Below are 13,107 nucleotides of genomic sequence, written 5' to 3' on the forward strand. Positions count from 1 at the left end.
TGGCTCCGTGATGTCGGCCGGAACGGGTGGGCGGCAATAGGTCGGGACACCACAATTCTCGTCACGCCTTCGGAATTGCAGGCCTACAAGCGCGCTCGCATCCACCTGTTCCTGTTTCACGGTCAGGCAACCAGGCAGTAGCTGATTGATGCCCTCCACGCGAACCTGCGCGACATGTGTACGCACTGCATGAGCGGCACCCCGTCCGTGTGGCGCGTCTTCGGAGGCCCGCGCCCGCGTCTCGAGCAGCTGATGTAGCGAGTTGTGCCTGGGTCGTGCGAACTCGCTGTCAGCGGTGTCCGTGTGGAAGGCCGATGCGGATCAGTCGTGGGTCTTGCGTGATCTCGCGTACCTCGAACGACGGGTCGATCTCCTCGGTGAAACGGTCGACGACCAGAGAACCGTTGCTGTCGAAACCGATTCGGTGGTGGGTCAGCCTGGTTGTGAACTTCCAGACGGCCATCTCCTCGATGTCGGTGGTGACCGAGTCTTCACACCGGACGCATTCGAGTGCTGTGTCGCTGTCCGGGTCGTCGGTGTGTTCGTCGCACGGCTCTCGGTCTGAGGTGACGAGATATCCGGGGGTCCACAGTGAGCCATCGGTCGGAGGCCATTCGACCGAGTACCACTCGCCAGGGGCGATGCCGTACGTGCTGATGGCCTCGTCCAGGACAGCTTTACGGTCGGCTTCGGTCCATACGACCTGGGGCGGAATCGCCACGTCTTCGATGGGATCGATTCCGGCGTAGTCGGCGGGATCGCCGAGCAGTTCGGTATCGGTGGCATCCTGCTGACTTGCCGGACCACCTGAGCGGTGCGAGTCGAGCGTCGCTGCTTCGGCTGTCGCCGCGTCGATCTCGGCTGCGAGATACGCAGCGGAGTTCATCCGCTCATGAACCGATTTCGCTGGGATCCGCGAGACGAGCTCGTCGATCACTGCCTGGTCGGCGGCGTACAGCACTTCGGAAACCTGGCGCAGAGCGGTTCTTCCATCCTGCACCGGAATTTCGGACGCCTTGGAGTCCCACGTTTTGGTGGCGATCTGATCGCGCCGGTCAAGCATGTCCGACACGAGCGAACTGATGTCGTCTGCGGACGTCGTGCCAGGTAGGAGCGACAGCTCCCGCAGATCGGAGATGACGCGAGTGAATCGGTCGCGTGCATCAGAGGACCAATCGATCCAGCGTTCAGTCATCGTCATCTCCCGGGGCGTTCTCTGCTGCGAACCTAGGTGCCATCATCTCCATCTGCTCGAACACCGTGGTGATGGCGGCCGGCTGCTTGTCCGGCGGGTATTTGTACTTGACCAGCAAGCGTTTGATGGAGGACCGCAGTTTCGCGCGCACGTCGTCGCGGACGGTCCAGTCGAATTTGGTGTCGCGCTGCATGATCCGGACCAGCTCGCGCGCAATCTGGGCGAGGACTTCGTCGCCCTGGAACTCGACCGCCGACTCGTTCTTCGCCACGGCGTCATAGAAGGCGAGCTCGTCCTCGCTCAGAGCGGGGGAGAAGCGTTCACCGCGGCTTCCCTCCGCCGCCACTTCTTTGGCTATCGCGATGAGCTCGGCGATGACTTCGGCGGAGGTGATCTGTTGGTTGGTGTAGCGCTTCATCAGATCGGTGATCCGCTCGGAGAAGTCACGCTGCCGAACTACGTTGTTCCGCGTTGCACGCGCAGATTCCTCGGTCAGGGTCGCGCGAAGCGCTTCGATCGCCAGATGCGGGTTGGTGGCGGCCTTGGCCTTGGTCTCGAAGTCGGCCCCGAGGTCGGACAACGACGGCTTGGGAAGTCCTGCCGCGTCGTAGATGTCGACGATCTCACCGCTCGCGGTGGAGCGCGCCACCAACGACGACAGCAGGCGTTTGATCTCCTCCGGAACCGGGCGACCTTCGGCCTGCCGGTCGGCGGCGTCGAACTTGCCCATCCAGACGCGGACTTCTTCGTAGAACTGGACCGTCGGCCGCAACTCGCCGAGCGACTTCTCTCCACCGGCCAGTGCCCAGGCTCTTGCGAGGTGGGCGGAGAGGGCGCGGTAGCGTCCGCCGAGAGTCTCCTCGCCGTCGGACACGACGTTGCCCGGGGTCTCGGGTGAACGCAGATACTCGGTCAGACCGACTGCCGCCTTCATCCACCCGCGGTCGGGGTCCTTGGCCTTGCTTCGCCAGTCGTATCCGGAGCACACGTCATCGAGTTGTACGAGCAGCTGCTGGGTGAGTGCGACCGCCTCGTCGATGTTCCGGCCGACCGGTTGTTGTGCCTGGTCGGTCTCGGTGTACTCGGCGAGTGCCTTGTGCAGGTTGTCGGCCAGGGGAGCGTACGCGACGAGCAGGCCGGACGGCTTTCCTCGAAAAGTCCGGTTCACACGCGCCAAGGTCTGCATGAGCAGGGCGCCCTTGAGTGGGCGGTCGAGATACAGCGTGTGCAATGGCGGCGCGTCGAACCCGGTGAGCATCATGTCCTTGACGATGACGATCTGCAGTTCGTCGTCGGGGTCTTTCAGCCGCTTCTGGATGATTTTGTTCTGCCCATCCCGCCGAACGTGTTTCGCGACCAGGCCCTGGTCCTTGGCGCTGCCGGAATAGACGACTTTGATGACTCCTCGGTCGACGGCGTCGTCGTGCCAGTCCGGACGGAGTGTGACGATCTCCTCGTAGAGTCGGGCGGCGATGTCGCGGGTTGCGGTGACGATGAACGCCTTGCCGGGGGTCGAGATGAAGGTTTTCATGGACGCCGATCGGCCGTCCCAGTGTTCGACGATGTTGCCAGCGAGTGCCTTGACGCGCTCGGGGGCGCCGTACACCGCGTTGATGACGGCCACGGACTTCTCGATCTGGGCGCGTTCAGCGTCGTCGAGGCCGCGGGTCGCCTCATCGGCGGCGCGGTCGAGATCGTCCTCGGTCACGTCCTCGGTGAGGCCGACCCGGATCAGTCGCGGCTCGAAGTAGACCGGCACGGTGGCGCCGTCGTCGACGGCCCGGGTTAGATCGTAGATGTCGATGTACGGACCGAAGACCTCTCGGGTGTTCCGCTCCGCGAACGAGATCGGGGTTCCAGTGAAGGCGATCAGCGTCGCGTGAGGAACCGCGTCGGCGAGGTGGCGGGCGTAGCCATCGAGGTCGTCGTAGTGACTGCGGTGCGCCTCGTCGACGACGACGATGACATTGCGACGATCGGTCAACAGCGGGTGGTCGGCGCCGGCCTCACGTTCGGCCTGCGTGCGGCTGAACTTCTGCAGGGTGGTGAAGTAGATGCCGCCGGTTGTCCGGTTGGACAGCTCGTCGCGGAGTTGTTCTCGCGACGTGACTTTCACCGGTGACTCGTCGAGTAGTTCGGACCGGTTGAAGGTCTCGAACAATTGGCCGTCGAGTTCACGTCGGTCGGTGACCACGACGATCGTCGGGTTCTTGAGCTTCGGCTGACGTGCCACGAGGTGGGCGTACAGCTCCATCTCCATGGACTTGCCCGACCCCTGGGTGTGCCACACGACGCCGGCTTTGCCGTTGCTCTCCGCAGCTGCGACGGTATTGCCGACGGCCTTGGTGACCGCGAAGTATTGGTGCGGCTTGGCGATTCGCTTCAGGTAGCCGTCGGCGCCGGCGTCGAAGGCGGTGAAGTTCCGCTGGATCTGCAGGAACCGTTCGGGATTGAAGACACCGTCGATCAGGTACTCGAGTTCGAGCCCCATCTTCTCGGGATCGGTCGGGTGGCCGGACGCGATGGGCTTACCGTCGTCGTCGACATTCCACGGTGCGAAGTGTTCGAGAGGTGTGAACGGGGTGCCGTACCGAGCCGTGATCACGTCGCTGATCACCGAGACCACCGCGAATCGGAACACCATCGGGAACTCGCGCAGGTAGGTCTGGAGCTGAGCGTGGGCGGACGCCAGGTCCGCCTGCGCCGAACCGGCTTGTTTGAGTTCGAAGAACGCGACTGGCAGGCCGTTGAGGTAGAGCACCACATCGAAACGACGCTGGTGTTCTGAGTTGCGCACGGTCACCTGCTGGACCGCGAGCATCTCGTTGTCCTCCGGGCGGGCACCGATCAGGCGGATGGTTGGTGTCTGCTCGAGGCCCTCGTGGTCGACGTAGGAAATACCTCGGTAGCCTTTGACGAGAATCTCGTGCAGCCGACGGTTCTCGGCGAGCGGGTCTCCGGACTCAGGAGCCAGGATGCCCGCGCGGGCCTGAACCAGATACTCGTGAGGTACACCGGGATTCAGCTCCCGCATCTTCGCGAGGAGTCGCTCGGGGAGGACGATATCGTCCCACGACTTGCGACCATTCTCGGTGCCCGGTGCGATCTCGGAGCCGTGTGTCGGCTGCCACTCCTGGTCGGCCAGCCATTCGAGTGCCAACGTCTCCCATTCGGATTCGGGGAATACGCTCATCTGGTGATCCTTTGACTGTCAACTGGGGTGGCTGGCTCTGCTGTTATCGGTGTGCAGTGGTCAGACGACGTCTTCGATGTCGCCCTCGATGTCCTTGACCGTCACCTTGCCAGACATCAGGAGGGGGAGCAGTTTGTCGCGGGTGTGGGCGAGCGCCAGATTTTCCATATGAAGCGAAGAGATCTGGTATGACAACGCCTCGATTTGCGGACCGACGGAGTCGATACGGTCTTGATGGGGAATTCTCACCGGCTCATCGAGGTGTCGTCGTTGGATGTGCCCCATTGTCGTCGCTTTGTCGGCTGCGACTGCTCGGAACTCCTCTAGCTTTTCGCGAAGTGCGTGTTCGACTAACCACTGGGGACGTCCGTTGACCGGTATCACCTTGAAGATGTGCTGGTTGACGACGGCCTCTGGCCGGTGCCACCGGGCCACAGTCAACGAACCTGACCAGGCGAACAATAGGTCGCCGGGTCTGGCGATATTGTCCTGTGGTACTTCTATATCGTTGTAGACGGTCGACCTGCCGATTCCGGAGTTCAATTCCGCGATTCTGATGACTACGCGTCCGGTACCAGTCGCGTTCTTGGTGTATGCGCGGCCATTTACGAAGCGGGCGAGACTCGAGAGGGCAACAAGTTCGTGCTCGACTTTGTGGGTGGTGCTTCGCCATATCGATGTGGAGAGCTCAGCGCTGAGTGAGATCGTCCGCTCATTCGCTGTAATCTTGTCGTCGAGGGCGCCGAGGACTTCGGCAATCGCACGCTGGTCGTCGAGCGAAGGGATCTCGACTTCCCACTCCGGCATTGTTGCGAGGCCGATTCGAGGTACCGTCGCTCCGTGGATCGTGTGAGTCGCGATGATGTGCTGGAATCCCGGGCTGAGGTAGAGGTAGAGCAGATATCGTGGCACTATCAGCCCAGGGTCGGGGCGTAATAGCGCCATTCTTCTGCCAAGACATGCCTCAACTCCCGGTGGCATGAGCGCTGCCTCACCCAGCCGAGTCTCGTATGAGAACAACAGATCGTTCTCGCGTGGCGTTACTCGTCTCGTCCATTTGGCGAAGTCGTCGTCGGACACGTGATCCGACTCCGAGAGGTCGAGGCGGCCAGACTTCAGGCTAGAAATGTTGAGGAAATATGGCCCCGCACTCACTCGCGTAGGAGTCGCATGCGGTCCGTCGAAAAGCTGGCCAAGGTCGCCCCACTGAAAGCGTTTCGAATCACCCATCAACCCGCTCCATCTGCTGACGCACAACCTTCTCGAGTCTCGATGACTCATCGAGGGCTGCAAACAACTCGGTCTTCAGCCGGACGATCTTTTCGTCGATCGGCTCGCTGTCATCCTCGACTTCAGCCGCGCCCACGTACCGCCCCGGCGTGAGCGCATAGCCCGCTGCCTTGATCTCTTCAAGCGTCGCGGACTTGCAGAATCCGGGGATGTCCTCGTATTTCACCCCCTTCTTCGCCGCCGATGCCGATCCGCGCCACGCGTGGAATGTGTCGCCGATCTTGACGATCTCCTCGTCGGTCAACGCACGCTCGGCACGGTCGATCATGTATCCCATGTCCCGAGCGTCGATGAACAACACTTGCCCGCTTCTGTCTGCAGAACCCTGCTTGCCCTTCGTCTTGTCCTTCGCGAAGAACCAGAGGCACACCGGGATCCCGGTGCTGCGGAACAGCTGCGTCGGCAGAGCGATCATGCACGACACCAGGTCGGCATCCACGATCTGGGCGCGTATCTCGCCCTCTCCGTTGTTGTTCGACGACATCGAACCGTTTGCCAGAACCACGCCCGCCTTGCCGCCAGGAGCCAGCTTCGACAAAATGTGCTGCAACCACGCGTAGTTGGCGTTCTTCGCCGGCGGAACCCCGTACCGCCAGCGGGGATCCTCCTCGTTCCGGGACCAGTCCTTGATGTTGAACGGCGGATTGGCCATCACATAGTCCATCTGGAGATCAGCATGCTGGTCCCGAGCGAAGGTGTCGCCCCACCGGGCGCCGAGGCCATTGTTGTCGATGCCGTGGATCGCGAGGTTCATCTTCGCCATCCGCCAGGTCTCCTCGATGGCCTCCTGGCCATACACCGAAACCTGCTTGGGGTCACCGTCGTGTTCATAGATGAACTGCTCGGTCTGCACGAACATGCCACCCGAGCCGCAGCACGGGTCGTAGACGCGTCCCTTCGTTGGCTCGAGGACCTCGACGATCACCCGGACGACGCTGCGCGGGGTGAAGAACTCTCCGCCCCTCTTGCCCTCGGCGCGAGCGAAGTTGCCCAGGAAGTACTCGTAGACCTCACCCATCAGGTCGCGAGCCTTGTGCTCACCCTGGCGGCTGAACCGGGCGCTGTTGAACAGGTCGACAAGCTCGCCCAGACGACGCTGATCGATGTTGTCGCGGTTGTAGATCCGGGGGAGCGTACCCGCGAGCGACTTGTTGGCGGCGATGACCGCGTCCATCGCCTCGTCGATCAGTTGGCCGATGTTCTTGTCTGGCGAGCCGTCGTCGGAGGTCAGACCCTTCGCGTTGGCGGCCAAGAACGACCAGCGAGCGATTGGTGGGACCACGAAGACGCCAGCACCCTGGTACTCGCCGGCATCGTCGATGACATCCGCGATCTGCGACTCGTCGAAGCCGTCCGCGGCCAGCTCACGCCGGATGTCCTCTCGGCGTTCGTCGTACGCGTCCGAGACGTACTTGAGGAAGACCAAACCGAGGATCACGTCCTTGTACTGGCTCGCCGACAGCGAACCGCGGAGCTTGTCGGCCGCCTTCCACAGGGTGTCCTTGAGCTCTTTCATCGTCGACGGAGCCGACGGCTCTGCCTTGCGCCTCGCGGCCATTGGGTAATTCCTCTCTATCGAAGCTGTTGTGGGGCTGGGGAGATGGTCATCGACCGCCATCCGGATTCCGCTGTAGTTGTCACGGCTGCTATGCCAGGTGTGGTTTCTTCGGTGTCCAAGGAGATGTCGCCGGCGGCGACGCCGTCGATGAGTGCGACAGTCAGATCCTTGGCGGCCGCCACCTTTCGCTCGACGGCGCGCTGGTAGTCCGCGACGTCGGCGAGAGCTCGTTCGAGTTGGTCGGACTCGGTGGAGGTGAGCCCGGGTACACGCCAGGTCTGCCACTCGGAGCCGGGTTCGCATCGCGAATTGATGATCGCCGCGAGCGTGTGGGGACCGAGCGGCGCCCGCGGGTCGATTCGCAGGAGCTTCGCGGGAGCCTTCACCAGCGACCCGCCCACGTTGTCGATGACCGCGTGTGGGACGGGCTTCTCGACGAAGACGATGTCCCCTGGGTCGGTTCGTCGGGCGCGTGGGTAGCGTTGTGCTGCATCGAACGGATCGAGTCGGAGTGTTCCCTCGGGTAAGACCACCACGGTTCCATCAGGGTCGGCATCCGACTCGTCGAACCGGTTTCCTGAGCGCACCGTGATGAGCTTGCTCTCCTGCAACTCGGCGAGCGACTGATCGTGCGTGCGGAACCGCCCGGACTCTGCCTTGATGAGGACGTCCACCGTGCGTGCGGGAGTCGACGTCTGCAGCGTGGCGTGATGGACACGGTCAGCGTGGTCAGCGAGCGCGCGGGATCGGAGGCGAGGCGCACTGGTCCCGCGGGGAACGACCGTGCCGCTTCCCCGGATCGCGATCAATTCGCGCGACCGGAAATACCGGTGGGCGCGCCTGGCATCCCGGTCGAGGATCGCGGTGACGTCACTGGCGAGGTCGCCCAGGTCGTCGACGCTGAACCTGTCCAGTTCGGCGGTGCCGATGAGGTCCGAGTCCGTCCCGCCCCGACAGATCCACAAAGCCTGGCTCTGCCGATGTGCCTCGCGCCAGAGACCGCGCGGAAGGCGTAGTGCCGCAACGACGCTGCCGAGCTTGAGTGTCTCGGATCGGCGGATCTGCAAGTCGCCGGCGAGGTGATCGGTGAGCGCGGCCGCCGGTGCCATGAAAACCGCGACGTCGCCGTCCCGCAGATCGAGAAGGAGTGCATCCACAGCTTCGAGCACATCGGACACCTCGGACCCGATGAGCGAGGCGACAACTGCGCCTCGTGCCTGTACAGAGGTGCTCACGTCGACTCTCGCGATCGCCGCTCGCCGCCGGAGATCCCGAGCCTCGCTGTCGGTGCCCCGGACGACCAGCTCCGACGCCAGGTCGGCGCACGCGAGCGCCAGGGTCGGGTCGCCGGCCGGAACGATGGACACATCTGCGTCGAGGTGCGCCACTGCGGCGCCGACAACTCCGCGGACGAGACCCAGAGCGTCGGGGGTCAGGTCGCGTACGCCGCGTGCTCTGCCCAACCGCCCTCGCTCCAGACGCGTCAGCGCATCAGGTGTGCCGAGGGAGGCGTCGACGAGCTGCTCGGTGAACCGCACCGAATCCGATGTTGCCGTGAACGCGTCGATTTCGCGTCGGATCAGTTGATCGTCAGGGTCGACTCGCGCGGCCGCAGTGGTCAGTTCGCCGTGTGATGCATCCGCGAAGTCGACTCCTGACAACGCGTACAGAGCCAGTAGGCAAACGACATCGTCGAACCGGACGTGCTCCGGCACTGCCAGGGCGTCGACGTCCAGATGCTGTTCGGCGCGGTTCTTGCCACGACCCGTTCGGTCGAGCCACTCCACGATCTCGGTGCGGTCGAAATGTTCGATGCCACCGATCGTCGAGACCGCAGTAGGGAAGGGGAACGACTCGCCGCGCACGATCGGGCGTTTGCGCCACTGGCTGACTGCCGGCCGCGTTACTCTCGCCAGGTCGGCGATGTCCTGCATCGTCAGTGTGGTCATTGCGGTCACCTCCTCGCCCTTGTCGACTGCTCATCGTTTCCCCGGAGAACACTACCCAGCCGGCACTTGTACAGAGTTCGTTCTACTGTTAAGGCGGCTTAACAGTGAAATAGTATCGGCAAAGGTCGGCTCTGGCGCAGTCTGTGTTCGGCAGCCGATCCCCTTGGTCGGCCAGACCAGGAGGAGCTGAAATGACCGAACCGAAAGCACCCGCACACTTTGATGAACTGGCCGCAGCTGTCGTCATCGAAGGGGTGACACTCCGAGACAAAGACGTTGTCCGCGAAGCGCAGCGATGGACCACCGGCGAACGCGGGCCGATCGTCGAAGACCAGGCGACCCTCGTCGAGGCCGACCTCGGTGATTTCGTTGCCAAGGCGATCACCATTGGTTCTCACGCCCTGTCGGCGACCGGCGACGCCCAGGAATCGCGTGCCCTCGAGCGCATGATCACCGAACTCGGTGAGAGGGCTGCGTCGTCGACGGCAGAGGCCGCTTCGATGACCGACCGCAGCGTGAAAGCCGCGTCGGAGGCCGTCAGCAAGGCTGCCGCGGAAGCGCAGAAGACCCTTCGCGAGGCCGACGAGGCAACTCGCAAGTCACTCTCGGACGCCATTGCACTGATGCGCCGCGAGAGCGAAACCGAACTCAAACGGCTATTCGGAGGTACCGACCCGGAGGTCGTCGACCGCTTCGCGCCACTGCTCGAACGTTTTGCCGCGAACCTCGACAAACGAGCCGCCGAGAACACCAGCGAACTGCTCGCCAAGGCGGCCAAACAGTTCGATCCTGCCGACCCGACATCTCCCATGGCCAAGCACACCGCAGACCTCGCCAAGCGTCAGGACGCTCTGACTGCCCAACTCGCAGAACAGCACTCGGCGGTTGCCCTACGGCTCGACGAGGTGGTCACGGCGTTGAAGGTAGCCGAGGCGAAAGCGTCGGTCAGCAAGGTGTCCCCGATCAAGGGGAGCACCTACGAGGCCGAGATCCATCAGGTTCTCCACCAGGTCGCCGCCGGCCTGGGAGATGAGTACCTCGAAACCGGTGCCGTCGTCGGCTCGGTCGTTCGCTGCAAGAAGGGCGACGGCGTGCTGGTCGTCGACGGCGGAGACGCGCGCGTCGTCGTCGAGGTGACCGACTCGAAGCGGGATCATTGGGGGGCGTACTTCGACGAAGCCGAACGAAACCGGAACGCCACTGCCGCGATCGGCCTGGTCCGGTCCGTGGAACAGAACTGCGGTGAGACGATCCGCGTGCTCGGTCGGCGTCGAATCGTGCTCGCTTTCGACCCGACTGCCGATGACCCTGACCTCATGCGTGCGGTCGTCATGCTCCTGCGGACCGCATCCCTGGCTGCGGCCACCAGGTCGGGCGCGCAGGAGATCAACACCGCGGAGGAGAAGATCACCGCCGCAGTCAAACAACTCGAAAAGATCGACGAGATCAAGAAGTCTGCCGGTGCGATCGCGAACAACGTGCGCAAGATCGAGAACACCTGCGGGGCTGTCTACTCGGCCATCGACCGACTGCTGGCCGACGCCCTGAACGCGCTGGCGGGCGTGGATTCTGACGACTCGGCAATCGCCACCGAACGCGGCGTCGCGTGATGCCGGAGCCTGTCCGACTCCCCGACGCGATGGCGCCTCCGGCCGTTGACTGTTCCGTCAACACAGGGTGGTATCCGCTTCTGGTCCGTCTCCATCGTCAACTCACCGCCGTCACCGACGATTTCACCTACATGCAGATCAAGGAGAAGTTCGGGGTCCTGCGCTGCTACGTGAATTACGGAGACTCGGTCGACCAATTCACCCGCGGCGTCTGCGAGCTCCTCATCGACGCCAGCGAGGACGAGTCCAGCACGATCTGCGAACTGTGTGGCCGGCGCGGACGAATCCGAACCGGCATGGCCCGCGTCCGGACCGCATGCGAGACGTGCTTCCGAGGAGCAGATGTGCAGTAGGCCCGCACCGCCTGTCGGGCGACCGGACGAATGCCTGGTCCGCCCTGTCAATCACCCGGGTGAACTCCGGCCGACACGCACACAGCGCTGTGTCCGCGGCGTCACCTGGAACCATCGCTACACAAGGAGAAATGAAATGCGCAAGATCATCCGCACTGCCCTCATCAGCGTCGGAGCCGTCATCCCCGCACTCGCAATCGCGGTCCCTGCCGAGGCCGTGATCACCGACCAGTACGACCGCGTGAAGACCGTATTCTGCTCGTCCGAGCGGTACGGCAACGACGTCGAATACGACAACGGCAACCGCCACTACGATCAGCGGGTCCAGCTGTCGGAGCGAAACAACGGACTGTGGTGCGGGTCGTCGAGCTTCACCGAGTACAAGGAGTACGGCCAGTACATCTCGGCAGACATCCAGAACGACAACGCGAGCTACGTGTACTGCGCCATCTGGATCAACGGGCAGATCGCTGAACGCGACGAGGACCGCTCCGAGTACGGCGCTTGGGCCATGTGCTGATCGAAGCCTGCTCGACCGGGGCGCCCTTGTCTGGACGTGTAGTCCGTCCGTACCAATTTGAGCCGCGGGCCATCCGTTGAGCGCGCTGTCCGTATCGAGCCGTGGGACGATGCCGTGTCTGTCGGTACTGAGAAAGGGTCGCACATGCGTCGGATCGTGCTGGGAATCATCGGGATCGCCGCTCTGGGTGTGATCACAGGGTGTGCGGAGGAGCAGGCGCCTGCGCCGGAGACGGTGACCGCAACCGTCACCGCCACTCAGGCCACCAGCTCCACGACCGCGGTCTCCACCGGTGCCGCCGCATACTCGTCGGGGACCAGTGCTGAAGCGAGTGCCGACGTCGATGCGATCCGGTCTGTGAAGCTGGAGTTCTACAGCGGGGACAAAGTGGGAGACAAGATGATCCAGCTCAATCGACGCGGCGGTACGAGCTTCCCGGGAGTGAGCTGGACGTCGCGGTCGGAGGACGGCGACCTCGAGTCGGATGACTGTGCGGTGGTGATCGATGTGACCGGTCCAGGCGATGTCGATGAACGGTACCGGAGCGATGAATGCAGCGGCGGGCGGACGTTCAGCCAGATGCCATCGATCACCGTACCGGGCGACTACCGGATCACGGTGTCGGTGACCCCGCCCATTGGTGGACAGCCGATCGTGGCCACAGAGACGATCAAGGTGATCGGAGTCGGACAGTGAGGTGGGACAATTCACCGGTCCGGAGGACAGACCTGCTTGATCTTGCACCGTAGATTTCGTCCAATGCGTGGAGTCTTCGATCCGCGCACTTCGCGCATCGGAAGGGATGACCAATGAGAAAACGATTGACCGCCACGATGGTTGCGAGCGCTGCGGCACTGACACTCGCGGTGGGCGGAGCAAGTGAAGCATCCGCAGCGCCGACCCAGTGCACCAAGGGTGGGGGCTTCACCTACTCAGATGCGTTGTGCAAGGGCGGAAACGGTTCGTACCAGGCATATGCGGTCTGCTTCAACACAGTCAACCCCAAGCTGTTCGGGAAGAAGTTCGTGCAGAGTTCGTGGCAGAAGGCGAGAAGCGGTAAGACGGCCCGAGTGTGGTGCCCCGCGCCGTATGCCGTCGAGAGCCGTGGCATCGGGTTGCGTAACTGAGTGCACCGCGATCTATAGCCGCTCGGCGCGCACCGGAACCCGATCCCAACGGATCGCGATCCGATCGGGATCGGCCCGGTCCACGACGACCGGGATCGACTGACCAGACCGCGGGCATCGTTTCGCCTGCACGGTGCAGTCGAAGGTGACCAACCTCCCCGTCAGCTGTGGGGCGGTCACGGTGCCGATGATCCGCGCCGAATAGTAGGCGGACTCCACTGCGGTCTCTGGTTGGGCGCACACCTTGACGCGAAGCATCCCCGGCACGGGGTCGGTCATGCGCCGAATGCGCCACCACGTCGCCAGGCCCAT

The 13,107-nt window shown here is 63.4% G+C and carries 11 protein-coding genes; 5 read left to right on the top strand and 6 right to left on the bottom strand.

Features of this window, described 5'->3' with window-relative positions; genetic code table 11:
• Window positions 1–289: 289 nt before the first annotated feature.
• From GR168_RS08540 to GR168_RS08560, 5 genes are all read right to left on the bottom strand, one after another.
• Window positions 290–1,195: a hypothetical protein gene (locus GR168_RS08540; RefSeq protein ID WP_159370526.1), complete on the bottom strand. Its 906-nt coding sequence runs from the start codon at window positions 1,193–1,195 to the stop codon at window positions 290–292.
• Complete coding sequence (locus tag GR168_RS08545; protein ID WP_159370527.1) at window positions 1,188–4,388, bottom strand: type I restriction endonuclease subunit R; 3,201 nt, start codon at window positions 4,386–4,388, stop codon at window positions 1,188–1,190. Before GR168_RS08545 ends, GR168_RS08540 begins: the two co-directional genes overlap by 8 nt.
• 60 nt (window positions 4,389–4,448) lie before the next feature.
• Complete coding sequence (locus GR168_RS08550) at window positions 4,449–5,468, bottom strand: restriction endonuclease subunit S (protein WP_159370528.1); 1,020 nt, start codon at window positions 5,466–5,468, stop codon at window positions 4,449–4,451.
• A gap of 142 nt (window positions 5,469–5,610) precedes the next feature.
• Window positions 5,611–7,236 carry a class I SAM-dependent DNA methyltransferase gene (locus GR168_RS08555; RefSeq protein WP_159370529.1) on the bottom strand — a complete coding sequence of 542 codons (1,626 nt, stop codon included), beginning with the start codon at window positions 7,234–7,236 and terminating at the stop codon, window positions 5,611–5,613.
• A gap of 14 nt (window positions 7,237–7,250) precedes the next feature.
• Entirely contained in the window at window positions 7,251–9,185 is a 1,935-nt protein-coding gene (locus GR168_RS08560; RefSeq protein WP_159370530.1) for a hypothetical protein, read from the bottom strand.
• Between the two features lie 191 nt (window positions 9,186–9,376).
• Between GR168_RS08560 and GR168_RS08565 the strand changes: the two genes are divergently transcribed.
• From GR168_RS08565 to GR168_RS08585, 5 genes are all read left to right on the top strand, one after another.
• Window positions 9,377–10,795, top strand: a complete 1,419-nt coding sequence (locus GR168_RS08565) for a Fis family transcriptional regulator (protein WP_159370531.1) — start codon at window positions 9,377–9,379, stop codon at window positions 10,793–10,795.
• A complete protein-coding gene (locus GR168_RS08570; RefSeq protein WP_159370532.1) occupies window positions 10,795–11,148 on the top strand; it encodes a hypothetical protein in 354 nt (117 codons plus the stop codon). The genes GR168_RS08565 and GR168_RS08570 overlap by 1 nt, the downstream gene beginning before the upstream one ends.
• A gap of 136 nt (window positions 11,149–11,284) precedes the next feature.
• Window positions 11,285–11,668, top strand: a complete 384-nt coding sequence (locus tag GR168_RS08575) for a hypothetical protein (RefSeq protein ID WP_159370533.1) — start codon at window positions 11,285–11,287, stop codon at window positions 11,666–11,668.
• 144 nt (window positions 11,669–11,812) lie between these two features.
• Window positions 11,813–12,364, top strand: coding sequence for a hypothetical protein (locus tag GR168_RS08580; protein WP_065632781.1), 552 nt, complete (start codon window positions 11,813–11,815; stop codon window positions 12,362–12,364).
• A 113-nt stretch (window positions 12,365–12,477) separates the two neighbouring features.
• Complete coding sequence (locus GR168_RS08585; RefSeq protein ID WP_083207517.1) at window positions 12,478–12,795, top strand: hypothetical protein; 318 nt, start codon at window positions 12,478–12,480, stop codon at window positions 12,793–12,795.
• Window positions 12,796–12,807: 12 nt separating this feature from the next.
• Here the strand turns inward: GR168_RS08585 and GR168_RS08590 are convergent, their stop codons facing one another.
• Window positions 12,808–13,074 carry a hypothetical protein gene (locus tag GR168_RS08590; RefSeq protein ID WP_065632782.1) on the bottom strand — a complete coding sequence of 89 codons (267 nt, stop codon included), beginning with the start codon at window positions 13,072–13,074 and terminating at the stop codon, window positions 12,808–12,810.
• Window positions 13,075–13,107 lie beyond the last annotated feature (33 nt).

Origin of the sequence: Gordonia sp. JH63, from assembly GCF_009856645.1 — a bacterium.
Classification (GTDB): Bacteria; Actinomycetota; Actinomycetes; order Mycobacteriales; family Mycobacteriaceae; genus Gordonia; species Gordonia hongkongensis.